Annotated in this window: 19 protein-coding genes; 11 read left to right on the top strand and 8 right to left on the bottom strand. The window is 67.7% G+C overall.

Annotation, left to right across the window (positions count from 1 at the left end):
- The first annotated feature begins 19 nt into the window (after positions 1-19).
- Complete coding sequence (locus ACH438_RS07930) at positions 20-961, top strand: SDR family NAD(P)-dependent oxidoreductase (protein WP_397002513.1); 942 nt, start codon at positions 20-22, stop codon at positions 959-961.
- On the opposite strand, the gene ACH438_RS07935 is transcribed toward ACH438_RS07930, so the two are convergent.
- Positions 936-1,517 (bottom strand): TetR family transcriptional regulator, encoded by a 582-nt coding sequence (locus tag ACH438_RS07935; protein WP_397002515.1) that lies wholly within the window; start codon positions 1,515-1,517, stop codon positions 936-938. The two genes, ACH438_RS07930 and ACH438_RS07935, sit on opposite strands and share 26 nt — an antisense overlap.
- A gap of 49 nt (positions 1,518-1,566) precedes the next feature.
- Positions 1,567-1,977 (bottom strand): MarR family winged helix-turn-helix transcriptional regulator, encoded by a 411-nt coding sequence (locus tag ACH438_RS07940; RefSeq protein ID WP_397002517.1) that lies wholly within the window; start codon positions 1,975-1,977, stop codon positions 1,567-1,569.
- A 132-nt stretch (positions 1,978-2,109) separates the two neighbouring features.
- Between ACH438_RS07940 and ACH438_RS07945 the strand changes: the two genes are divergently transcribed.
- Positions 2,110-2,547, top strand: coding sequence for a hypothetical protein (locus ACH438_RS07945; protein ID WP_397002519.1), 438 nt, complete (start codon positions 2,110-2,112; stop codon positions 2,545-2,547).
- Between the two features lie 160 nt (positions 2,548-2,707).
- Complete coding sequence (locus ACH438_RS07950) at positions 2,708-4,066, top strand: nucleobase:cation symporter-2 family protein (RefSeq protein ID WP_397002521.1); 1,359 nt, start codon at positions 2,708-2,710, stop codon at positions 4,064-4,066.
- Here the strand turns inward: ACH438_RS07950 and ACH438_RS07955 are convergent.
- Positions 4,063-4,926 (bottom strand): LysR substrate-binding domain-containing protein, encoded by an 864-nt coding sequence (locus ACH438_RS07955; protein ID WP_397002523.1) that lies wholly within the window; start codon positions 4,924-4,926, stop codon positions 4,063-4,065. The two genes, ACH438_RS07950 and ACH438_RS07955, sit on opposite strands and share 4 nt — an antisense overlap.
- A gap of 112 nt (positions 4,927-5,038) precedes the next feature.
- Here ACH438_RS07955 and ACH438_RS07960 point away from each other — a divergent pair, with 112 nt between their 5' ends.
- On the top strand, positions 5,039-5,965 hold the full coding sequence (locus ACH438_RS07960) for an MBL fold metallo-hydrolase (RefSeq protein ID WP_397002525.1): 927 nt from the start codon (positions 5,039-5,041) through the stop codon (positions 5,963-5,965).
- Here ACH438_RS07960 and ACH438_RS07965 read toward each other — a convergent pair.
- Positions 5,953-6,597, bottom strand: a complete 645-nt coding sequence (locus tag ACH438_RS07965) for a DedA family protein (RefSeq protein ID WP_397002527.1) — start codon at positions 6,595-6,597, stop codon at positions 5,953-5,955. The two genes, ACH438_RS07960 and ACH438_RS07965, sit on opposite strands and share 13 nt — an antisense overlap.
- A gap of 255 nt (positions 6,598-6,852) precedes the next feature.
- On the opposite strand from ACH438_RS07965, the gene ACH438_RS07970 reads away from it, so the two are divergent.
- The 4 genes from ACH438_RS07970 to ACH438_RS07985 are packed head-to-tail and all read left to right on the top strand — an operon-like array spanning position 6,853 to position 12,253.
- Positions 6,853-7,365 carry a DUF4365 domain-containing protein gene (locus ACH438_RS07970; protein WP_397002529.1) on the top strand — a complete coding sequence of 171 codons (513 nt, stop codon included), beginning with the start codon at positions 6,853-6,855 and terminating at the stop codon, positions 7,363-7,365.
- 8 nt (positions 7,366-7,373) lie between these two features.
- The gene (locus ACH438_RS07975; protein WP_397002531.1) at positions 7,374-8,441 is read left to right on the top strand and encodes a hypothetical protein; all 1,068 of its coding nucleotides are present in this window, start codon (positions 7,374-7,376) and stop codon (positions 8,439-8,441) included.
- A 42-nt stretch (positions 8,442-8,483) separates the two neighbouring features.
- On the top strand, positions 8,484-9,092 hold the full coding sequence (locus ACH438_RS07980; RefSeq protein WP_397002533.1) for a hypothetical protein: 609 nt from the start codon (positions 8,484-8,486) through the stop codon (positions 9,090-9,092).
- Entirely contained in the window at positions 9,089-12,253 is a 3,165-nt protein-coding gene (locus ACH438_RS07985; RefSeq protein ID WP_397002535.1) for an ATP-binding protein, read from the top strand. The genes ACH438_RS07980 and ACH438_RS07985 overlap by 4 nt, the downstream gene beginning before the upstream one ends.
- Here ACH438_RS07985 and ACH438_RS07990 read toward each other — a convergent pair.
- A complete protein-coding gene (locus tag ACH438_RS07990; RefSeq protein WP_397002537.1) occupies positions 12,250-13,413 on the bottom strand; it encodes a low temperature requirement protein A in 1,164 nt (387 codons plus the stop codon). The two genes, ACH438_RS07985 and ACH438_RS07990, sit on opposite strands and share 4 nt — an antisense overlap.
- 170 nt (positions 13,414-13,583) lie before the next feature.
- Between ACH438_RS07990 and ACH438_RS07995 the strand changes: the two genes are divergently transcribed.
- The gene (locus ACH438_RS07995) at positions 13,584-15,272 is read left to right on the top strand and encodes a helix-turn-helix domain-containing protein (RefSeq protein WP_397002539.1); all 1,689 of its coding nucleotides are present in this window, start codon (positions 13,584-13,586) and stop codon (positions 15,270-15,272) included.
- Here ACH438_RS07995 and ACH438_RS08000 read toward each other — a convergent pair.
- Positions 15,175-16,905, bottom strand: a complete 1,731-nt coding sequence (locus ACH438_RS08000) for an MFS transporter (RefSeq protein WP_397002541.1) — start codon at positions 16,903-16,905, stop codon at positions 15,175-15,177. The genes ACH438_RS07995 and ACH438_RS08000 overlap by 98 nt on opposite strands.
- Before the next feature lie 76 nt (positions 16,906-16,981).
- On the opposite strand from ACH438_RS08000, the gene ACH438_RS08005 reads away from it, so the two are divergent.
- Entirely contained in the window at positions 16,982-17,215 is a 234-nt protein-coding gene (locus ACH438_RS08005) for a hypothetical protein (protein ID WP_397002543.1), read from the top strand.
- A 59-nt stretch (positions 17,216-17,274) separates the two neighbouring features.
- Here ACH438_RS08005 and ACH438_RS08010 read toward each other — a convergent pair whose 3' ends face one another.
- Positions 17,275-18,522, bottom strand: coding sequence for an NAD(P)/FAD-dependent oxidoreductase (locus ACH438_RS08010; RefSeq protein ID WP_397002545.1), 1,248 nt, complete (start codon positions 18,520-18,522; stop codon positions 17,275-17,277).
- A gap of 205 nt (positions 18,523-18,727) precedes the next feature.
- Here ACH438_RS08010 and ACH438_RS08015 point away from each other — a divergent pair, with 205 nt between their 5' ends.
- Positions 18,728-22,141: an LpqB family beta-propeller domain-containing protein gene (locus ACH438_RS08015; protein ID WP_397002547.1), complete on the top strand. Its 3,414-nt coding sequence runs from the start codon at positions 18,728-18,730 to the stop codon at positions 22,139-22,141.
- An 80-nt stretch (positions 22,142-22,221) separates the two neighbouring features.
- On the opposite strand, the gene ACH438_RS08020 is transcribed toward ACH438_RS08015, so the two are convergent.
- Positions 22,222-23,088: an LLM class F420-dependent oxidoreductase gene (locus ACH438_RS08020; RefSeq protein WP_397002549.1), complete on the bottom strand. Its 867-nt coding sequence runs from the start codon at positions 23,086-23,088 to the stop codon at positions 22,222-22,224.
- Positions 23,089-23,292 lie beyond the last annotated feature (204 nt).

The following is a 23,292-nucleotide window of genomic DNA, read 5'->3' on the forward strand; positions in this document are numbered from 1 at the left end:
CCGGGGGAAGGACGACAGTATGGCCGCGCCCTATCGCACCGTATTGATCACCGGCGGTACCGGCAGTCTCGGGTTCCGTGCCGCCGAGGCGATCCTGGCCGCCGATGACGGCTGGCAGGTGCTCGTCACCGGACGCGGGAGTGCGGCCGTCGAGGCGGCGGCCCGGCGGCTGGGTGCGCATGCGGCCGGGGCGGTGCTGGATCTGGGTTCGCTCGCCGAGGTGCGCCGGTTCGCCGCCGGTCTCCCCCGGCTCGGGCTGCCGCCGTTGCATGCGGTGGTGTGCAATGCGGGGATTCAGATCCCTTCCGGCTTGCGGTGGACCGCCGACGGTTTCGAGGAGACGTTCGGGGTCAATCATCTCGCGCATTTCCTGCTGGTGCGGGAGTTGCTGCCGCAGTTGCCGGCGCCGGGCCGGATCGTGTTCGTGGCCAGTGACACTCACGATCCGCGTAAGCCGACGGGCATGCCGGATCCGGAATACACGAGTGCGCAGGAGCTCGCGCATCCGGTCGAGGATGCCGCGGATGGGAGTTCGGCGGGCCGCCGCCGCTACACCACGTCGAAGCTGTGCAATGTCCTCACCACGTACGAGTTGGCGCGCCGGCTCGATACGCCGGGGCAGGCGCCGCGAATCACGGTGAATGCCTTCGATCCCGGGCTCATGCCGGGTACGGGGCTGGCTCGTGATTATCCGGGTGTGCTGGCTTTCGGCTGGCGGTATCTCATGCCCGCGTTGACGGTGGTGCCCGGTCTCAATTGGCATACGCCGCGTCGTTCGGGTGCGTCGCTGGCGCGGCTGGTGCTCGATCCGGCGCTGGCCGATGTCACGGGCAGGTACTTCTCGGGTCGCCGGGAGATCCCGTCCTCGGCGGATTCCTATGACCTCGCGAAGGCGGAGGATCTGTGGAACACCAGTTCCGAATTGGCGGGAGTGCCTACAACTTTGGCGGTTCCGAAGTGAGGTAGCGCTGGATCGCCGGGGCGATCTCGGCGATCACTTGCTCCTGAGTGAGGGCGACCACCGGGGGCAGTCGCAGAATGTACCGGCAGAGCGCGAGGCCGAGGATCTGGGTGGCGATGAGGCCGGCGCGGCGCGGGGCGTCGGCGGGGTCGCCGATGCGGAGGACGGCGGGGGCGACCTGTTCGGCGAAGAGTTGCTGGGCGCGCTGGGTGAAGGTTTCGTCGGTGACGGCGGAGCGCAGCACGGTCAGCAGGATCTCGTTGCTGGGTGGTCGTTCCCAGAGTTCGAGGAAGCGGCGGATGAGCAGGTCGCCGAGCGCATCGGGTGCGGCCGCGCCGAGATCGGGGAGGTCGAGGTGGATGTCGACGGCGGCGAGGAAGAGGCCGTCCTTGTTGCCGTAGTAGCGCATGACCATGGAGGGGTCGATGCCGGCGTCGGCGGCGATGGCCCGGATGGTGGCCTTGCGGAACCCGTCCTCGGCGAAGCGGCGGCGGGCGGCGTCGAGAATGGCCGCGCGGGTGGCGTCGGAGCGACGCGGGGCAGGCTCATCGGTCATGCCAACAATTGTAGGCCAACAGACGTTGACTTCCCAGTGCCGTTCCGCGCTACTCCCCGGCAGCCGCCGTCAAGAGCCGATAAAGCGTCGCCCGCTCCCCCGCATCGAGCAGTCCGACGGTATCCCGCAACACCTCGACCATCATCGCCTCCCCCGCCCGCCGGACACGTTCCCCTTCCGCGGTCGATCGATGCCGCACGGCCCGCCCCGGCCCGGCGACCCGCTCGAGCAACCCGCGATCGATCATGCGCGCAGCCAGGGTCCCCATCGATTGATCGGTCTGAAAAGTCAACTCCGCCAACGCATGCAGCGAGGCGTCCGGGTGCTCGTGCAGATTCCGCAGCACATCCCACTGCGCAATGGACAGCCCGATATCCGCGAGCCGCCGATTGGCCTCCCGGTGATGCCGCCACTGCAGTCGTTTGACCGCCTGTCCGACCTGCTGCAACGAAGGTTCCACAGCCCGAGCATATCCCAGGCAATCAGCTTATTGATATAAGGAGCCTGAGATAAATCAGCTACCGGTTGATCCGGTGACCGGTTGACGCGGGAACCGCTTGCGCCGGGGCGGGTTTCGGGTCAATCTGTGCCGATGAAAATGAAACGGGTTGCAGTTGTCTCGGCGGTGGTCGCGGCGGCCCTCGATATCGGGTCCGGAATCGCCGCCGCCGCACCGAATCCTGCGGACACCCCGCGTGAGGCCATCGCCCGCGCCTACATCGACGCCCTGCTCAGCCACGATGCGAGCGCGGTGCCGTTCGCGCCCGATGCGACCCGGGTGGAGGCGGGGTTGAAGACCGGCACCTCGGGACCGCAGTTGACCCATGATCTCGATACCGGTGTGCAGTACTCGGTCATCCAGAACATCCGGGATGTCCGGATGTCCGAGGACGGCGATGTGGTGACGGCTCGCTATCTGCTCGACTCGGGCGTGCTCGGGATCCGGCTCATGACGGTGGATATCACCGAGACCTTCGTGGTCCAGGACCACGAGATCCACACCATCGTGGCGACCATCGTCCCCGTGTAGTTCCGCTCGGGTGAGGTGGGAGAAGCTATCGGTAGACAGATATATATCCTCCCGATGGAGGTATGCGCATTGACATGCCTGTGTGACCGCTCTTACGTTTTTGCGATGCGGAATTCACGTTCCGTATCTCGAAAATCGTTATCGAAGCGGAGAGTCTCGCATGATCCACGCGCAGCCTGCAGCCCTCGAACGACATCCGGTCGACGAGTTGCCCCGCCCCTGGCAACTCGTCGCAGGCGGCCTGCAGCACATTGCCGCGATGCTGGCCGGCGTGGTGGCGCCGCCGCTGATCATCGGCGCCGCGGTCGGGCTCGGACCGAAAGATCAGGGGCTGCTCATTACCGCCGGGCTGTTCAGCGCCGGGCTCGCGACCTTGTTGCAGGCATTGGGCTGGTGGCGGTTCGGGTCGCGACTGCCGCTCATGTGCGGGGCCTCGTTCGCGGTCGTCGCGCCGACCCTGGCCATCGTGAAGACCACGACGCCCGCGGATGCGCTGCCCACCGTCTACGGCGCGACGCTGGTGGTGGGTGTGCTGGCAACCCTTGCGGCGCCTTATTTTTCGAAGCTCAGGCGGTTCTTCCCGCCGGTGGTGGGCGGCACGGTGATCACGCTGATCGGCCTGTCGCTGCTGCCGGTCACGCTGGGCTGGATCCACGGCACGGGTGAGGGCGCCGACGGTTCGTCGAGTGTGCCGATGAAGAATCTGGCGGCCGCCGCGGCGACGCTGGTGGTGGTGTTGCTGGCGCATCGTTTCCTGCGCGGTTTCGCCCGGCAGCTGGCCTTGCTGATCGGGTTGGTGGCAGGGTCGCTCATTGCCTGGCCGCTGGGTCTGGTGGACACCTCGCCGCTCTATCACGCCGCCGCGTTCGGGTTCGTGCCGCCGTTCCATTTCGGCGCACCGCATTTCACGATCGGCGCGATCGTGTCGATGGGTATCGCCATGCTGGTGGTGATGACGGAGAGCACCGCGACCATGATGGCGCTGGGCGAGATCGTGGAACGGCCCGCCGAGGAGCGGACGCTCGCCGACGGACTGCGGTCGGTCGGTATCGGCACCGTGCTGAGTGCGACGCTGGGCGGGCTGGCCTGTAGCGCGTTCGCGCAGAATGTCGGGCTGGTTGCGTTGTGCCGCATGTACAGCCGCTACATCGTGGCCATGAGTGGCGCGTTGCTGGTGCTGCTGGGGTTCTTCCCGGTGGCGAGCAGTGTGGTGGAGCTGGTGCCGAAGCCGGTGCTGGGTGGTGCGGGACTGGTGTTGTTCGGAACCGTTGCCGCGGGTGGCATCCGGACGTTGGCCAAGGCGGATCTCGGGGATCCGGTCAATTCTCTGATCGTGGGTGTGTCGCTGTTCGTCGGTATGACGCCGACGGTGGCGCCCGCGTTCTATGCCGGTCTGCCGGGACCGGTGGCGACGATCATGGGTTCGGGTATCAGCGCCGGGTGTCTGTGCTCGATCGTGTTGTACCAGGTGTTCCGCCTGCGCGGCGCGGCCGCCGAGCCGATCGCCGAAACCCCTTAATTCCTTGCGCGATAGAGGGTTCCGGCAATATCGGTGAAGGAACGGACCAGAGGATTGTTGTCGGCGGAATTCCAGGCGAGTACCAGATCGCTGGATGGCATGTCCGCCACGGGAATCACCGTGAGTCCCGGCGGCATGCGGTGGCCGACCATGGTCAGTCCGATGGTGCCGTTCCACAGCACCGCTTGCACGCATTCGTGGATGGTGCGGACCACGGGGCCGTCGGCGGTCCTGCTGCCGAGCGGCATCCAGAAGGCGCGCCAGGCGCTGTCGGTGTCGTCCGGTAGCCGGAACCAGGGGCGGTCGGCAAGTTCTTCGAGTTGCACGCTGGCGTGGGTGGCGAGTGGGTCGTCGCTGCGCAATACGACGCCGATCGGGTCGGTGTGCAGTACCCGCAGGGTCAGGCCGGTCCGGTCGAAAGGTGTTCGGGTGAGCGCGATATCGGCGGCGCCGGAGCGCAAACCTGCTGTGGGATCGGTGAAGTCGGCTTCGTGTACGCGGATCTCTACGCCGGGGTGGCGTTCGCGGAAGGTGGCGGCGAGTGTCGCGCCGGCCTGTTCGGCGCTGTCGGCGAGGGTGCCGAGGGTGAGCACCGCGGCGCCTGCTGCGGCGACGGCCCGGGCGCGCGCCTGATCCGCCTGCGCCAGTAGTGCGCGCGCGTCCTTGTACAGCGACGTACCCGCGGGCGTGAGCACCACGCCGGTCGGAGAGCGTTGCAGCAGTTCGCATCCCAGCTCGATTTCGAGCTGCCGGATGGCGCGGCTCAACGGCGGCTGGGTCATATGCAGGCGGGTGGCCGCGCGGCCGAAGTGCAGTTCCTCGGCCACGGCCACGAAGTAGCGCAGGGTCCGCAGTTCCATCACCGGCGACGATACCCGCCCGGTATCGGCTGCAGAGAATCGGACTTGGACGCCCGGGTCCCCTGCGGCGCAGGGTGAGAGCACAGCCTCGAACGCGCCGAAGGAGAACAACGTGACAACAGCCGATCTGCCCCCGCAGGAGCTTCCGGATCCCGTGGTGCGCCTCGACCGGGTGCGCGAGGTCGCCCCGGATCTCGTGGTCCTGGCCGATGGCAGTCGGCCCCTGGTGCCGAATATCGGCGTGATCGGTGGCCGGGAGGCCGTGCTCGTCGTGGATACCGGTATCGGCCCGGCCAATGCGGAAACCGTCCTGGCCTTCGCCACCGAGTACGCGGCGGGCCGCCGCCTGTACCTGACGACGACCCACTTCCACCCCGAACATGCTTTCGGCGCACAGACTTTCGCCGGCCATGCCACCTATCTGATCAACAGCGCGCAGGCCACCGACCTGAAGAACCGTGGCCCCGGCTATCTCGGCATGTTCGCCGGACTCGGCGAGACGGTCGCCCGCCGCCTCGAGGGCGTCCAGCTGGCACACCCGGATGTCGTCTACGACACGGATTACGACCTCGACCTGGGCGGCCGCACCGTGCAACTCCGCGCCACCGGCCAGGCCCACACCATGGGCGATCAGATCATCCGCATCCCCGACGCCGACGTGCTCTTCACCGGCGATCTGGTGGAGTCGCACCAGTTCGCGATCTTCCCCTGGTTCCCGCCCCACGACACGGATGTCTCGGGCTTGCGCTGGCAGTCCCTGATGACCCGCCTGGCCGCCGAACCGGTCGGCACGGTGGTCCCCGGTCACGGTGATATCGGCGGCCCCGACCTGCTCGCCGACGTCCGCGACTACCTCGGCCTACTGCGCGACGAAACCTGGCTGCGCCGTGACTCGTCCATGCCCGAGGACACGATCATCGAGGAGGTGACCGCCGTCCTGCTGGCCCGCCGCCCCGACTGGACGGGCCGCGAATGGATCACCACCGGCGTCCGCTGCCTCTGCTACGAACACGACCACGCCGCCCATCACTCGGCGTGATGCGCTGCCTCGTAATCGTTTTCGATCTTCCGCTCCCGCCGCCCCTCCCGCACCTTCCACACGATCAGCGCCAGCACCACGATGACCGCGACCCCGATGGCCATATCCCGCCCCACGGTCTTGGCCACCGCTTCATACGACTGCCCCGCGACGAACCCGAGCACCACAAACGTTGTGCCCCAAATGATTCCACCCGAAGCATTGAACACCAGGAACCGCCGGTAGGGCATGCGAGAGGTCCCCGCGAGGGCAGGCATCACAGCCCGGAAAAACGCCGTGAACCGCCCAAGGAACACCGCCCACCCGCCACGCCGAGCCAGATACCCCTGAGCCCGATCCAGCCGCCCCCGATGCCTTTCCAGTATCGACAGCTGCAACACCCGAGTCCCGAGGTGCTTCCCCACCTCATACCCCACACTGTCCCCCACAATGGCCGCCGCCACCACGAGCACGATCATCAGCCAAAGCTCCACGTGCCCTTGACTGGCCGCCACCCCACCGATCACCGCCGCCGTCTCCCCGGGTATCACAAACCCGATGAACACCGCATCCTCGGCAAACACCAGCAAGGTGACCACCAGATACACCCAAACCGGCGCAATATCCAGAATCCGGTGCAGCAAACCGTTCATGGCTCACACGCTACCGATGAATCAGCGGGAGGGCCCGGGCGGTGCTGCCGAGCGGGCTGCCGCGTGCGGCTCTGCCTCCGGTTGGATACCGCAGGGCCGCCTGCCAGCCGTAATATCCAATAGGAATAAAGGAATTCGCAAACCGACCGGCAGTTATTGTCGGGTAATTCTGCCGATTCAGATCCCGTAATCGGGAAGTGACCCTAGAGTTGGATCCGCAGTGCAGGTGGGAGTGATTTCGGTCGGGGAGGGTTCGTGCTCGACACACGAAATCATCAGGGGAAGTTCGGAGCCGATTACATTCGCGTACTCGCTTCCGCGGCCGGGTTGATCTGGTCGCAGGATGATGTCGATCTCGATGGCGTCGATCTGTGCCTGAAACTGCCGGGACGCACGCCGCGTGGTTTCTCGCCGCGGATCGAGGTGCAGGTCAAGACGATCGCCAAACTGCAGGGCCGGCAAGGGCTCATCGATTTCGACAATCTCGACCAGCTGCAATACAACAGACTGGCCGGTCCGGATTTCACGGTACCCCGGTACTTGTTTCTCGTTCATGTTCCCGCCAGCGCAACCCATTACGCGGACCTGCGCACCGCCGGTCTACTACTCAGGCACATCGGCTACTTCGTCTCATTGGCGGATCGGACGCCGATACCCGTACCCGATCGTAAGCGTCATGTGCGGGTGAAGATTCCGATGAGCAATATCCTCACCGCGGCGAGCCTGCGCGCACTCGTCACCGAGAGCGCCGCGCTACCCGCCGGATAACCCGCGGCATGCGAAATACCCCCGCCATCACGGACATCACCGGCTACCTGCGGGTACACGGGTGGGTGGACAGCGGGCGCTGGCGTACCGCGACCATCTGGACCCGGCAGGATTTCGACGTCCTGGTACCACCCAGCACCTCCGTCGCCGATGCCGGGATCCGGCTGCGTGAACTGGTCCGCTGCGTCGCCGACGCCGAGCAACGGTCACCGGACGCGGTGTGGCGCGACATGAGCGCCCCGACGGCGGACACCGTGTCCTATCGAGCGGTACGTGACGGCGATCCGATCACGGTCGCACTGGGCGCCCACACCGTACTGGCGGTGCGCGACCTCGTCGTCGCCTGTGCGCACGAAGTGCTCGGTGAACCGGCGCCCGCGCGGCGGAGCCCGATGCCGGGTCCGGTCCACGCCCTGCTGGAGCAATCGCTGCTCGCACTGAGCAATGAGCTCGCACTGGAGGTTTCCGTCCCGATGACGGACGGTGATCCGGATTCGCTCGGCAGGCGCACCACCCTGCGGATGCAGCACATCGCCGCCGCCCTCCGCCGGATTGCGGACAGCGCCGAGAGCTCGGCGATCGAAGACATTGCCCGGCAGGGCGTCTCGGATGCCGAATGCGCAGCGCTGGCCGAACTGGCCGGGCCGGAGTACGACCTCCCGTTCGAACTCGGGTTCCACTGGTCATGGCGGGCGCCGCGCGAGGACACGACGGTGCGGTACCCGGCCGGCGCAGGGCGGCGCATCGCCCGCGCGAGCGGCAGCCGCGCCCAGCGATCACGCGACGGCGGCCCCGGTGCCGTGCAGGGCGACGTGATAGCCCTGTCCGACGATCCGGGCGGCGCCCGATGGCGAATCAAGGTGCGGGGCAATCTCGAACTCAACGGCACGGCCGTCGACGGCATACGCACGGTGGCCGTCGCACTGGGCGACGAACAGAACTACGCACTCGCGCTCGCGGCCCATCGGGACGGGCAGACCGTGCGCGCGGAGGGGACCGCCGCGCCGCATCGGCGGGGCACCGAAATCACCGTCACGGCAGGTGGATTCACCACCGGCAGGCAGACACAGCCATGAGACAGACACAGCCATGAATTCGACCGAAAGGTAACAATCCACATGTCCGACGATCGGCTGACGCTGAATGAGCGCTGCATTCTCTTCGTCCTGATGGCGGAGGCGCGCGAGCTCACCAATGCCGAACTGTATGCGGTTGCGGGGCTCAAGCTCGACGGCAAGAACCGCAGGCACCTCAATGATCTCGACCTGGTCGCCAGCACCATGGTGAGCCGGGCCTACGTACACGAGCTCACCGACGGAGGCGCGGTGTGGTGCACCGAGGAGCTGTCCCGGGAGCGTCCCGAGCGGTCCGGAAGTGCCGGGGGCGCACTGTATTCCGTGCTCGCGGGGCTGCACCGGCACCTCGACGACAGCGGGCAGACGCTCGCCGACATCTTCCGGCCGGATGTGGCGGGCCAGGTCGAGGCCGCGTACGCGGAGCTGACCCGGGGTAAGGGCTCCGACCTGCGGCTCGCATTGCTGCGGGAGCGGTTGGGCGATGTTCCGCGCGGGGAGGTGGACCGGGCGCTCGAGTCGCTGGCGCGCAGGGACGGCGTGCATATTCGCGCGGAGTCGGATCAGAAGACACTCACCGCAGCGGATCTGGAGGCCGCGCTGGTGCTGGGCGGCACCCCGCGCCATCTGCTCGCGATCGAGGTGCCACAGTGAACGAAGCGGAATATCAGGCGCTCGCATCGGTCCAGTTCAGCAGCGTGCTCGGACCAGACCAGGTGTGGAGCCCGATGCGCTATCACGTCGACGGGCTGCATACCCCGGCCGTCGATGCCATCACCCGGGCCGTGCAGGGCGCCAAGAATCGGCCGGACAGCACTCCGACCGGGTTCGTGCTCAGGGGCGATGCCGGAGTCGGCAAGACTCATATGCTCGGCTGGCTACGCCATTATGTGCAGCGCGAGGGCGGCTTCTTCTTCATGCCCAAACTGCTGGACGGCCAATCGTTCTGGACCGGCGCGGTGCACGGCGTCGTCACCCGGCTGACGGATTCGGATGGTGGGCAGCTCGGCCGGATGCTGGACGTGCTCATCGGGCGCACCGGCTGTGACCCCGAGCTCCGCATGCGACTACGCGGCAATATCCCGCTGAGCAAGGATGACCTCCACGAATTCCTCGGCCGGGTCATGCAACTCGATGCCGACGTGGCCTTCGAGTGTCAGGACACGTTACGAGCCCTGATCCTGTTCCAGGCCAATCGGATGGATCAGCGCGAGGTCGGGCACAGCTTCCTCACTTTGCCGGACGGTATCGATGCGGACGATCGGAAGGCATGGGGGTTCCGCAGCGCCGGCCGGGATCCCCAGCTGGTCTTCCACGATATGTCGCGGCTGTTCGCACTCAGTGGACCGATCGTGCTGGCCGTCGATCAAATCGACAGTGTGATAGCCCGATCGGGCGACAGGGACGAGGACAGTCTCGCCAACCGGCTCGCCGACGGCCTGATGCGCATGCGCGAGGAAACTGTTCGCACCCTGATCGTGGCCGCGTGCATCCCGAAGTCCTGGGATCTCATCGCCACTCGCGGTGTGAACTCCGCCGTCGACCGCTTCACCGTGCTGAATTTGACTACGAAGATGCCGTCGGCCGATATGGCCACCGCGATCGTCGAACGTCATCTCGGAAACCTGTACGGGGAGTCGGGTTTCGAACCGCCGTATCCGACCTGGCCGGTCCTCCCGAAAGCATTCGACGATCCCAGTGTCACGAAATACACGCCGCGTCGCCTGCTCCAGCTCGTGGAGGAGCATGTACGGCATTGCCTGGCCGTGAAAGAGGTCAGTGAACTCACGCAATTCGGCAAACCTGCTCGCGATATCGCGGTCACGGCGACAGGGCCGACAGCGGCAGAACTGGCCGCGTGGGATACACGATTCGAGACTCTGCGTGCGAGCGCCGATGTGATCGGCCCACTCGACCCGAAGCTCGAAGACGACCGGATGCCCGCACTGCTGGATGCGGCATTGCGCTGCTACGCAATGGAACAAGGCGCGGGCGGCCAGACCCTGAGCGTGGATCCGCACACGAAGGTCCGGCCCGCACTCCACGGCCGGCTCCGCCGCACCCTCGACGAATCCACGGAGGACGAGGAGCACTGGAGCTTCCGGGCCATCGCACACAGCCATCCGCGGGCGGTGCTCACCCGGCTGCGCTCGGCCTGCCTGGAGGCGGAGATCCAGCCCGGCAGCGCGAAGCGGCATCTGATCGTGTTGCGCAACGAGGCATTCTCCGCCGGGCCTGTCACGGTGGCGGCGGTCGCCGAAATGGAAGCGGCGCAGGGCATCGCGCTGCCGATCTCGGGCGATGATCTGCGCACCTTCGCTGCTTTGGAGACGCTGATCGCGGACTCCACGACGCCGGGCTTCAGCAGCTGGCTGGAGGTGCGCCGGCCTGCGGGCAGCTCGCAGTTGTTCGACCGGATACTCGGGTCGGTGACATCCGATTGGGTCGTGGCGACATCCGAAAAGAGTGAACCGGAGCCACTTCCGCATACCCGACAACCCGAGCGTGACGAGCGGACGGTCGAGAACCCGCCGGTCTCGAATCAGGTCGCGCCGACCGTCCAGCCGGTCCTGCCGAACCCTGCAGCCGATACCACACCGACGATCGCCCTCGGACGCAATATCGACAATGGCGCGAGCTTCCGAATCCCGTTGAAACAGTTGCGCAAGCACACAGCGCTGTATGCCAGCAGCGGCTCCGGCAAGACGGTCCTCCTCAAGCGTCTCGTGGAATCGGTGGCCCTGCACGGTATTTCGTCGATCGTGATCGACACCAACAATGACCTCGCGCAGCTGGGTGATCGCTGGCCGGCGCCGCCGGACCGGTGGGACCCGCACGATGACGCGCCGGCCGACCGCTACTTCGGTGAGACCGAGGTGGTCGTCTGGACGCCACGGCGCGAGACCGGCCGGCCGCTGGCGTTGAATCCCTTGCCGGACTTCACCGGCGTGCTGGATGATGCCGACGAATTCCGCACCGCCATCGATGCTTCCGTCGCGAGCCTGGTTCCGCGCGCGGGACTGACCGGGCGGAAGCTCGCGACCGGCACCGCGGTTCTCACCGAGGCGCTGACCGATTTCGCCCGCGGTGGCGGTAATGACCTGGGCGACTTCGTGGCGCTGCTCGCAGCCCTGCCGGACGGCGTGAGCACGGTCCGGGACGCGTCACGGCTGGGTCAGGAAATGGCCGACCAATTGCATGCGGCCATGATCAATGATCCGGTGTTCGGCGGTGCGGGCCAGCGGCTCGATCCCGGCGCATTGCTCACGCCGAGCAGCGGTAAGCGTGCGCGGATCTCGGTGATCAGTTGCATCGGCCTGGCCACACCCGAGCAGCGCCAAACCTTCGTCAGTCAGCTGGAACTCGCCCTGTTCGCCTGGATCAAGCGGAATCCGGCCGGTGATCGCCCGCTGGGCGGTCTGCTGGTGCTCGACGAGGCCCAGACCTTCGCCCCGTCGCGGGTGAAGACGCCGTCCACCGACAGCACTCTCACCCTCTCCACGCAGGCACGCAAGTACGGCCTCGGCCTGGTTTTCGCGACCCAGGCGCCGAAGGCCTTGCACCCCATGGTCACCGGCAATACCGCGACCCAGTTCATCGGCCGCCTCAATGCTTCCGTGCATATGCAGGCCGCCCAGGAACTGGCCCGCTCGAAAGGCAGTCAGCTCGACGACATCGCCCGCCTGCCACCCGGCCGCTTCTACGGAGCCACCGATGGCTCCGGATTCGCCAAGCTCACCACCCCGATGTGCTTGAGCCGCCACGCGGATGCACTCACCGAGGACGAAGTCCTGACCAGAGCCCGACGTGACTAGACAGCCGACCGCCGGCGAACCAGCGGGAGGGGCCGGGCGGTGGAGACCATCCAGTGTTCGTAGGCGTTGAGGGTGAGGATGATTGTGGTGACGGTGATGAGCATTGCCAGTTGGGGGAGGTAGGGGGCGGTGGGGGTGAGGGCTGCGAGGAGGAGGGCGGTGGTGGTGCGGCCGGTGGTGGGGGCGCCGAACATGCGCCAGCGGGTCCAGCAGAAGGCGGTGACGTAGAGGGTGGCGCCCAAGGGGAGGAGGTAGCCGAGGGGGGTGTGGGGTGGGGCGGTGGGGGTTTCGACCATGGTGTTGGCGCCTACGGCTGCCAGGACGAGGCCGGTTACGAGGAGCATGTGGCCGTAGCTGAGGACGTCTCGGACCACGGTGCCGCGGACTTGGTTGGTGCGCAAGGAGTGTTCTACCGCGGAGAAGCCGTAGGCGAAGTAGAGCCACCAGAGGCCGAAGGCCAGGAGGAAGATCAGGATCACGCTGGTCCAGGACAGGACGCCGAGGTGGGCGGCGGCTGCTTGCGCGCCTACCGAGGCGAGCATTTCGCCCAGGGCGATGATGACGAAAGTGCCGAAACGTTCAGGTAGGTGGGTGGCGCCGAATTGGACGTGGCTCAGGCGGCGGGCGAGGAGGGCCGGGCCGATGAAGGCGAGGGCGACGGCGAGGATCCAGAGGGTGTCGCGAACTCGGCCGGGCGGGCCCGCGGCGGCGGCGACCAGTAGTAGCGCGCTGACGAGGCTGATGGTGTAGGGGCTGAGCAGGCTGCCGAAGGCGCCGGCGTGGGCGTAGGCGCCTTTGCGGCGGACGGATTGCCAGAGCAGCAGTCGCAATATCAAGTGCGCCACCACGAAGAGCATCGGCTGCGTGTGGCCGGTGAATACGTGCGGGGCGGTGATGGCCATGACGAAGGCGCACAGTCCGCAGGCGAAGAGGAAGAACCGCTGCCGGTCCGAATCCTCGACGCCGTGCACTGCCAGGACGGTGCCGACCCACGACCACCACATGATGGCCAGCAGCAATACCGTTCGCCCGACTGCGGCCCAACCCGGTTGCGCCACCGGCAGATGCGCGGCCTGGGTGACCGCGAAGACGAGCACCAGATCGAAGAAGAGTTCGGCCCACGTGGCCCGGTCGTGCACCTCGTGCCGAGGTTCTGTCACTGGTGAATCCCTGTTCAGCCGACTGTTCGGGGACTCACTCTAGCGGCAAGGTGCGCAATGGGTTTCGCCGGAATTGCTCGCGCGGCGGCCCATCCGCCCACCGAGGACGAGGTCTTCGAAGCCGGGCTCGAACTGCTGACGGCGCCGCTGGCCCGGCCGGGAGGCTGGTCATGAGCGGTGAGGCTGCCACCATTGCGGACGCATCGGCGGCCGGGCACGGTGAGGCCATGAGTGAGCCGCACTGCCCTCGGCTGGGCCGGATCATCGATGCGCTGGGTAGCACGCTGTTGCGTCGGGTGGCGGGTCCGGTCACCACCGACCGGCCTGTCGGATCGGTGTCGATCTACGATCCGGCCGATGGCGTCGATGTCGCCGCCGACGGACTGTTGCTCGGTGTGGGTGTCGCCGATTCCGCCACTGCCACAATGCTGCTCGCGGAACTCCGGCGTCGCGGGGCCGCGGCCTTGCTGCTCAAGGCTCCGATGGACGAGGCCGTCCGGCAGGCGGCGGACGCGGCCGGGATCACGGTGCTGGAGGTCAGCCGGGCCACCTCGTGGGAGCAGCTGGTGTTCCTGTTGCGCACGCTGATCGATCTGCCCGAGCGCGGTGACGCGGCCGCCGAATATCCCAGCGGTGATCTGTTCCAGCTGGCGAATGCGATCGGTGCGCTGCTCGACGCCCCCATCACGATCGAGGATCGGTCGTCGCGGGTGCTCGCCTTCTCCAGCGGGCAGGACCGCACCGATGAGGGCCGCGTGCAGACGGTGCTGGGCCGGCAGGTGCCTGCGCAGTATCAGCGATTGTTGCTGGAGCAGGGCGTCTTCCGCGAGATCTACCGGAGCCGCGAACCTGTCTATATCCCCGCGCTGGCCGAGGGCTTCAAGCCGCGCACCGCGATTGCCGTGCGGGCCGGGGAGGACGTGCTCGGCTCGCTGTGGGCGGTGGTGTCCGAGCCGTTGACCGAGCATCGCCGACGCGCGTTCACCGAGGCGACGAAAATCGTTGCGCTGCATCTGCTGCGGGACCGCGCCGGGCGGACGGCCGATGCCCGCCCCCGCGCCGAACTGGTCGCCCGGCTGCTGGAGCAGACCGGCAATCCCGCGGACACCGCGCGACGCCTGGGCATCGGCGGGAGATCGGTCTGTGTCCTCGCCCTGGAACTCGATGCTCCCGACGAGGACTGCGATGAGGTGGCCCGCGCCGCCGAAATCCGCCGCGTCGCAGACGCACTCGCCCTTCACCTCAGCGCGCTGCATCCCTCCGCGGCCGCGACCATGCTCGGCGAAATGGTCTACGGCCTGCTCCCCCTCCCTGGCTCCTGTGACGGCGAGTCCACGGCTCAACGAGTCGCCACCGATTTCCTGGAGCGCATGGGCGCTCGCACGGTCCTCCACATCGGCATCGGCCGCGCGGTGGGCGAGCCCTGCGACATCATCCGATCCCGGGCCGACGCCGACTGCGTGCTCCGCATCCTGCGCGAGCGCGGCCGCGGAAACCGCTTGGCGACAGTCCGATCCGTACGCCCCGACCTGATGCTGGCCTGCCTCGCCGAAGCCGCCGAACTCGACGACCGCCCCTACGGCGACGCGGTGGCCCGCCTCCTCCGCTACGACGCCGAGCATCGCGGCGACCTGACCGGCACCCTCGCCGCCTACCTGGAAGCCTTCGGCGACATCACCAAGGCAGCGACCGCGGTTCACGTCCACCCCAACACCTTCCGCTACCGCCTGACCCGCCTCTGCGAGGTCGGCGGCCTCGACCTCACCGACCCGGATGCCCGCTTCGAGGCCCAGATAGATCTGCGCCTGCACCGGCTGCACCGCTCCCGCACGGCGGCGGAACCGGCCCGCTCACACTGACCTCCCCTCCCCCGGCCACAACGGCGCGGGACGACCGAGCCGCATCGGCGGCTCGGGATGTGTTGTTGCGCACCAGGAGTGCGAGCAGGGCTGCGAGGACGGCCACGCAGATGCCGGCGCCGTAGACGACGTGGAGGCTGTCGGTGAAGGTTCGGTGGGCCACGTCGGTGAGCGTGTCCACGAGGTGGTGTGCCTGGTCGGGCGGGGTGCCCGACTGTTCCAGGCTGCGGCCCAGCGCCTGCTGCGACGCCTCCGGAAACCCGAGGGCCACTTGCTGTTGTACGGCGTGGTCATCGGCCAGTCCGGCCGCGGGCGTGCCGGCGAGGGCGTTCCTGGCGGCAGCCGGGAATCGTGCGCCGACCAGGGTCATGAGCACGGTTCCCGAGATCGCGACGCCGAGCGTTCCGCCCAGTTGCTGCACGGATTCCTTGACGCCGGCGGTGACGCCCGCCTTGTCGACGGGCGTGCCGGCGAGCACGGCATCCACCGAACCGACCAGCAGGAAACCGACGCCGACACCGATCAATGCCAGCGGCGGCGCCGAGATCGCGAATCCGGAGTCGACGGTGAGCCGCAGCATCAGCGTCATGGCGACCGCATTGCACACCGCGCCGATCACGAGTGTGGTTCTGGCGCCTATCTTTTGCACCAGCACACCGCCGATCAGTGGTGACACGGCATACACAACAGTCAGTGGGAGCAGCGCCACCGCGGCCGCGGTCTCGTTTCTGCCCTGCGCGCCTTGCAGGAAGAACATCAGATAGAAGATGACGGCGGAGAGCACCGAGACGGTCAACGTCAGCAGCGCGAGACCCGCCGTGAACGACCGATTGCGGAACAATCCCAAGGGCACCATGGGATTCCGGACGTGGCGTTCCACCACGATGAACGTCGCGAACGCCAGCACACCGACCATGCCCAGGCCGATGGTCCGCGGGGAATTCCACCCGTGATCCTGTGCATCGGTAATCGCCCAGACGCCCGCGACTATCGCGATCGTCGACGAGGCCGCGCCGGCCAGGTCCATCCGCTTGTACACACGCACCGCGGATTCGGTCATCACCCAAACACCCACGGCCACACCGACAATGCCGAACGGCACATTGACGAAGAACGTCCACCTCCAACTCCCGTGCTGGACGAGCACTCCGCCGAGCAGTGGCCCGCAGGCCGCCGCCACCGCGGCAACCGACCCCAGCACACCCACCGCCGCCGGCAACCTCCGTTCCGGAAAGGCCGCCCTGATCGCCGCCAAACCGGCAGGCATCAACAGCGCCCCGAACGCGCCCTGCACCACGCGCGCGGCGAGCAGCAGCCCGATCGAGGGCGCCAGCCCGCACAGCAGCGAGCACAGCGCGAATCCGCCGACACCCAGCAGGAATGCTTTCTTCCGCCCCATCCGGTCGGCAAGGGTTCCCGCCGGGATCGTCAACCCGGCGAGCGCCAGCAACTGCGCGTTGCCGACCCATTGGATCCCGGCCGGGCTCGCGTGCAGATCCTCCGCGATGGCGGGCATGGCCACCATGACCGCCATCCCGTCGATGAGCACCACCAGGGTGCCGACGGCCACAGCGGCCAGTGTCAGCCAAGCGCTCAGGGGCGCACCGGATTTCGCTGTCCCGGATCGCGTCATAACCAGTCTCCTCAGTGTCGGCAGCGCTTCCGAGCTTCGCGGCGAACCGCCTCCCCGCCCTCGTCGAAAATCACGAATGCCGGGCTGCCGGTTCGTCATCGGCTACGAGGGCAACGCCGCGGTCCACCCGGATGTCGACTCCGCGGATCTCCGAAAGCTTTTCGCGGCAGCGGCTCCCGAGCAGTTCCGCGCGCTCACGGTCTGCGATCCGGCCCGCACCACGGCGAGCACTCCGCGTGAGATCACCACACTGCTCGCGGCGATCTGGCAGGACACCGCAGGCCCGGCAGACGAATCGGCCGCGGCTTGATCGCCTCCCCGATCCGCCGCACCTCGGCAAGGCGAGTGCGGCGGACCTGGAGCGGCTGTTCAACGCAGCGGATCTAGCGCGTCGAGTTCGCGGGGCCGTACTCCGGTGCACATGAGTTCGGCCAGCAGTTGCCCGGTCAGCGGGCCGAGCGTGACGCCCCACATGCCGTGACCGCCCGCGACGAAGACCCCTTCGGTGGCGCTGGCGCCGATTAGGGGCAGGCCGTCGGCGGTCAATGGGCGTGCGCCGACCCATTCTTCGCGCACATCCGCCCAGTCCACTCCGTCCAGCAGGGGGCGGATGCCGCGCAGGGTCCTCTCGATGCGGGCCCGGTTCAATGGGGCATCGGGCCGCTGAAATTCCATGACGCCGACGACTCGGATACGGTCGCCGCGCGGCGACAGCGCGGCTCGGGTGGCCGGGAAGTACAGCGGACTGCGCAGTGGTTCGGCCACCGCCACGCTGCAGCTGTAGCCGCGGCCGCCGTACTGCGGCATCCGGACGCCGTGCGGCCGGGCGAGTTCCGGCAGCCAGGCGCCATTGGCGAGGACGACCGCGTCCGCCTCCCGCCGCGTGCTCCCGGCCTGGACGATCACCTTCCCCTCGCGTCGTTCCACGGCGGTGACCGCGGCATTCTCCGTGATCTTCGCGCCCCGGGCACGGATGCCGTCCGCCAGCGCGGCGACGTAGGCGACGGGGTCCAGATACCGCTGCCCGAGAATCTGCACGCCGCAACCGATCCGCCCCGACAGCTGCGGCGCGAGTTCCCGCGCCTGATCGCCGGTCAGCATGCGCATGTCCACCGCCTGCCCGCTGGCGACGACGCCTTCGAACTCGTGCAGCAACCCGCTCGCCTGATGTGCGTCGGTGTAGGCGGCGAGCACATCGGTTTCCGCGGTGCGCGACGGTATTCCACCGTCCCGCTGCCGGTCGTACGACGCGTAGATCCGCGCGTTCAGGTCGCGGTAGATCGCCATGGCCCGCGCCCAGTGGGCGCCGGTGCAGTGCCGGATCAGGCGCAGCAGGAAGCGGGCGAGTTCGGGGTCGGTGCTGGGCGGCAGCCGGACCGGTGAGCGCGGGTCGAGGACGGCGCGAATCCCGTAGCGCAACAGGGACGGCTCGGGCAGCGGTACGGTCAGCGACGGTGTCAGATAGCCGGCATTACCCCAGGACGCGCCCGCACCCGGATGCGCCTTGTCCAGCACTTCCACCTCGACCCCGTGCTCCTGCAACGACCACGCGCACGACAGGCCGACGATCCCGGCCCCGACCACCACGACCCGTTCGGGCATCCGTGTTCCGGACATAGCACTCCCTTTCAACCCGTCAGGCCGAATCTGCTCGCGCCGGAGGCGTTCCGGCGCGATATCGGCATCCAGAGCATCGAGCGGGTGCGGACGAGGCGCCTCGTAGCGGCGTACGAATCCGGGGCCGCCGGTTCATGGCCGGCTCCGAGGCCGGCCCGGATTCTCGCCCGCACCATGGAGAAACAGATGAGAGAAGGAGCAAGACGTGACGAATTCTCGACCACTGGATCTCGCCGACCTGGACCGGGTGGCCCTGCCGTCGGATCCGGCGATCGCTCCCGACGGCAGTCGCGTGGTGTACGTGTTGCGGACGGTGGATCGTGACGCGGACCGCGACAATCGATCACTGTGGCAGGTCCGGCCGGGTGGCGAGCCGATCCGCTTGACCCGCGGCCACGCCGACACCGATCCATGCTGGTCCCCGAACGGCCGCTGGATCGCCTTCCTGCGCGCGGGGGATGGCCCTGCTCAGGTGTGGCTGCTGCCCGCCGACGGCGGGGAGCCGGAACAGCTGACGGAACTACCGCTGGGGGCAGGACGTCCGGTGTGGAGTCCGGACAGCACCCGGATCGCCTTCGCCGCGCCGGTGGATACGGCGGCGCCGCTCGGGCGTCCGGCAAAGACAAAGGCCGAGACCTCGGACGGCACCGCTGCGGCCGGAAGGAAAGCATCGCCCCGCAGCGAGGTGCCTGGGAGTGTCGCTGCCGCACCGATTCATACCGCGCGGCGGCATTACAAGCTCGATGGCACCGGAATGTTGCGGAGTATGCGGTCGCAGGTGTTCGTGCTCGATCTTGCCGACCGGTCGGTGCGGCAGGTGACCGACGGGGACTTCTATGCCGAGACACCGGCCTGGTCGCCGGATGGTGAGCGGCTGGCTTTCGCCGACTCGCTCTCGGATGACGGCAATGTCATCGCCGCTGCCGCGCGTGTCGTGGACGCCGCCGGTACCCGAGTCATTCCCGAGCAGGTCGGCTCCACCAAAGGCGCTGTGGCGGCGGTGATCTGGAGCGCGGAGGGCGACAGCCTGATCGCGATCGGCGCTCCCGATACCGATGTCCGCAATAACGGTCTGCTGCGGATCCCGCTGGACGGCGGCGAAACCGCCGAGCTGACCGCCGGATTCGACCGCAATGTCATGGCGGGCGCGACGGGTTATCCGGGCGCGCTGCCGCAGGTGACGGCGGGCGGCGTGCTGTTCTGCGCGCGTGACCGCGGGTTCACTCACCTGTACGTGCGTGACGAGGCCGGTGTGCGCAAGCTGCTCGACGGTGATCGCCTGGTCTCGGGCCTGTCGGTCGCCGGGAACTCGGCCGCTGTCGCCGTGTCGGGCGCGGGCAGTTTCGGCGAGATCGTGCTGCTCGACCTGGACTCCGGCGCCGAGCAGGCACTCACCTCGCACACCGCGACGGCCCTGCCGGATGTCACGCCGGTTCCGGTGCGCGAGCGCGTGTTCACCGTCTCCGACGGCACCGAAGTGCACGGCTGGCTGCTCGGCGACCCGGCGACGACCTCCGGGCCGCTGCTGGTGGATGTGCACGGCGGCCCGCACAATGCGTGGAATGCGGTGTGGGACACCACGCACGCCTACCACCAGATCCTCGCGGCCCGCGGCTGGACGGTGCTGCTGCTCAATCCGCGCGGCAGCGACGGTTACGGTGAGTCGTTCATGCGCGCCGTGGTCGGCGGGTGGGGTGTGGCCGATGAACGCGATTTCCTGGAGCCGATCGATCAACTGATCGCCGAGGGGCTGGCCGACCCGGCGCGAATCGCCTTGTGCGGCTATAGCTATGGCGGTTACACGTCCTGCTGGCTGCCCACCCGCACGGATCGTTTCGCCGCGGTGGTCGCCGGCGGCGTGGTCAGTGATCTGGTGAGCATGATGGGCACCTCCGATGCGGGAGATTACTTCGCCGGCACGGAGTTCGGGGCCACCTATTGGGACGATCCCGCCAAGGTCGCGGCCATGTCGCCGCTGGCGCACGTGGATCGCGTCAGCGCGCCGACCCTCGTACTGCACGGAGAGGCCGATGCGCGCTGCCCGCTCGGGCAGGCCGAGCAGTGGTACAACGCGCTGCACGAGCGCGGCATACCCACCGAGCTGGTGATCTACCCCGGCGCCACACACCTTTTCATTCTCGAGGGCAAGCCCTCGCACCGCGCCGACTACAACCGCCGCCTCGTCGACTGGGTGATCGCGCACACCCGCGCCCACGGTCCGGCCGGGGCGGTGACCGCCATCGCGCCGCTGGATGCCGCGTACTGGCAGCGGCGGCTCGAGCAGCTCGCGTCGCGGCAGGGTATTCCCGGTGTGTCGCTGGCCATTTCGCACGGCGATCAGATCGTCGAGGCCGCCTACGGTGTGCTGAATGCGGACACCGGGGTGGAGACCACGACCGACTCGCTGTTCCAGATCGGGTCCATCAGCAAGGTGTGGACCTCCACCGCCGTCATGCGGCTGGTGGATCAGGGCAAGCTCGATCTCGACACGCCGCTGACCGAGCTGCTGCCGGAACTGCGACTGTCCGATCCGGACACCGCCGCCCGAATCACCATGCGTCACTTGCTCACCCACTCCAGCGGCATCGACGGTGATGTGTTCGACGACGAGTCCGGCCGCGGCGACGACTGTCTCGAACGCTATGCCGCCGGTCTGGCGCACGCCGAATGCATCCTCCCGATCGGGACGCTCTGGTCCTACTGCAATGCCGGTTTCAGCCTGGCCGGCCGGGTCATCGAGGCGCTCACCGGCACCACCTGGGACGCGGCCATGCGCGAGCTGGTCTTCGAGCCACTCGGCTTGCGGCACACCGTGACTCTGCCCGAGGAGGCGCTGTTGCATCGGGCCGCGGTGGGGCATCTGCCGGGCCCGGACGGGTATCGCCGAGCGAACCGCTGGGTGCTGCCTCGCCACGCCGGACCCGCCGGCTTGATCACCACGACCGCCCGCGATGTCCTGACCTTCGCGCGCATGCATCTCGACGACGGTGTCGCCGCGGACGGGCAACGCCTGCTGTCGGCCGATGCGGCCAGGCAGATGCAGTCCGAGCAGTTCGTGCTCCCGCAGCCGAACGGCCTGCAGATCGATTCGTGGGGCCTGGGCTGGTGGCGCGCCGACTGGAACGGTGACCGCGTGTTCGGCCACAGCGGCGGCACGCTCGGCCAGACCGCACTGCTGCAGGTACTGCCCGAGCACAAGCTCGCGTTCACCATCCTCACCAATGGCGTCGCCGTCGGCCTGTTCGACGAATTGTCCGCCGAGATAGCGGCTTTGGCGGGTGTCACGCCCCGGGAGCAGTATCGGCCCACGCGGTCGGAAGCCGAGGTCGAGGCGGACCGGTACACCGGCCATTACGAGCGAGCCGGTCAGCGGATCGAGGTCCTCAGCAAGGACGACGGTCTCGTCCTGCGGATGGCCGGCACCGGACTGCTCGCCGAATTCGCACCCGAAACCGACCTGCCCATGGTCCCCGTCGCCGAGGATCAATTCGCGGTGCACCTGCCCGGCATGGACCGCTGGTCGTCGGTGACCTTCCACCATCTGCCCGGCGGACAGCGGTACGTCCACTTCGGCGGCCGTGCGGCCAAGTTCCGGCACGACGGTGATCCCGCCGAGTAGCGGGCCCCGGCCGCGCCGATGAACGGCCCGCATCGCCCTTCGAAGGCGGTGCGGGCCTTCGCATCAGCAGTCAGCGCGTATCACCCGATCTCGGCGAGCCGAGGTGCGATCTGCTCGCCGTACCGTTCCACCCACCCCGCAGGATCCGGATTACCGGGCACCGGCCCGACATTCAACAACCCGAACCCGAGCTCGGCATACCGTTCGACGGTCTTCAGATATCCATCGGTATCCGCGAACGGATCCGCGAAAAGCCCTGCGGAGCAGAGGATCTCCGCCGGATCGCGCCCGACGTCCGCGCAGTGCCGCCGCAACACCTCGAGCTTGTGCGGCAACTCGTCCAACGGCGTAGTGGTATTCCAGACGTCGGCATACTGCGCCACCATCCGCAGCGTCTTCTTCTCCCCGCTGCCGCCCAGCAGGATCGGCGGCCGCCGGATCGGCTGCGGCTCACAGATGGTCTCCGCCAGCTGATAATGCTTCCCCTCGAAGGTCCCATCATCCGCACTCCACATCTGCAAGCAGATCCGCAGCGTCTCCTCCAGCATCTCGAACCGATCCCGCAATGCCGGATAAGGCACCCCCAGCGCCAGATGCTCCCGCTCGTACCAGGCAGCCCCCAACCCCAGCATCGACCGCCCCTGCGACAACACGTCCAACGTGCTGACGATCTTCGCCAGCACCCCCGGATACCGATAGGTCACCCCCGTGACCAGCATCGTCAACGTAATCGTCTCCGTCTGCCCCGCAAGGAATCCCAAACTCGTGTACCCCTCGAGAAACGGATCCCCCGCCCGCCCCACCGCCTCCATCTGAAACAGATGGTCGGCCAACGTGAACATGCTCGCCCCCGCCCCCTCCGCCGCCACCGCGGTCCGAGCCAGCGTGGGCCCCAGCGCAGTAGCGTCCCCGGGCAGAAAGTCGATGAAGTGAATGCCGAAGTCCATTGCCGTTCAACCTCTTCCGTTCATTCGACGAGCCGAAACCTACAACTCTCTACCTTACACTCGACAGTTCAACTGTACAGTTGAACTGTCGATTTCATCCCCGACACTCAGATACGGAACGCATGGCTCGGGGGTCCGCTGCACGTGCATCTCGCACGGTTCGGGGCGGTGTTGACGGATTGCGGTACGTACCAGTCCGAATGT

Origin of the sequence: Nocardia sp. NPDC020380 (genome assembly GCF_044386975.1) — a bacterium.
Classification (GTDB): Bacteria; Actinomycetota; Actinomycetes; order Mycobacteriales; family Mycobacteriaceae; genus Nocardia.

Bases quoted from the DNA above. Each gene is read 5' to 3' on its own strand.
- ACH438_RS07930 (WP_397002513.1), top strand. From the start codon at position 20: ATGGCCGCGCCCTATCGCACCGTATTGATCACCGGCGGTACCGGCAGT.
- ACH438_RS07935 (WP_397002515.1), bottom strand. From the start codon at position 1,517: ATGACCGATGAGCCTGCCCCGCGTCGCTCCGACGCCACCCGCGCGGCC.
- ACH438_RS07945 (WP_397002519.1), top strand. From the start codon at position 2,110: ATGAAAATGAAACGGGTTGCAGTTGTCTCGGCGGTGGTCGCGGCGGCC.
- ACH438_RS07950 (WP_397002521.1), top strand. From the start codon at position 2,708: ATGATCCACGCGCAGCCTGCAGCCCTCGAACGACATCCGGTCGACGAG.
- ACH438_RS07955 (WP_397002523.1), bottom strand. From the start codon at position 4,926: ATGGAACTGCGGACCCTGCGCTACTTCGTGGCCGTGGCCGAGGAACTG.
- ACH438_RS07965 (WP_397002527.1), bottom strand. From the start codon at position 6,597: ATGAACGGTTTGCTGCACCGGATTCTGGATATTGCGCCGGTTTGGGTG.
- ACH438_RS07975 (WP_397002531.1), top strand. From the start codon at position 7,374: ATGCGAAATACCCCCGCCATCACGGACATCACCGGCTACCTGCGGGTA.
- ACH438_RS07980 (WP_397002533.1), top strand. From the start codon at position 8,484: ATGTCCGACGATCGGCTGACGCTGAATGAGCGCTGCATTCTCTTCGTC.
- ACH438_RS07995 (WP_397002539.1), top strand. From the start codon at position 13,584: ATGAGCGGTGAGGCTGCCACCATTGCGGACGCATCGGCGGCCGGGCAC.
- ACH438_RS08000 (WP_397002541.1), bottom strand. From the start codon at position 16,905: ATGACGCGATCCGGGACAGCGAAATCCGGTGCGCCCCTGAGCGCTTGG.
- ACH438_RS08005 (WP_397002543.1), top strand. From the start codon at position 16,982: ATGCCGGGCTGCCGGTTCGTCATCGGCTACGAGGGCAACGCCGCGGTC.
- ACH438_RS08010 (WP_397002545.1), bottom strand. From the start codon at position 18,522: ATGTCCGGAACACGGATGCCCGAACGGGTCGTGGTGGTCGGGGCCGGG.
- ACH438_RS08020 (WP_397002549.1), bottom strand. From the start codon at position 23,088: ATGGACTTCGGCATTCACTTCATCGACTTTCTGCCCGGGGACGCTACT.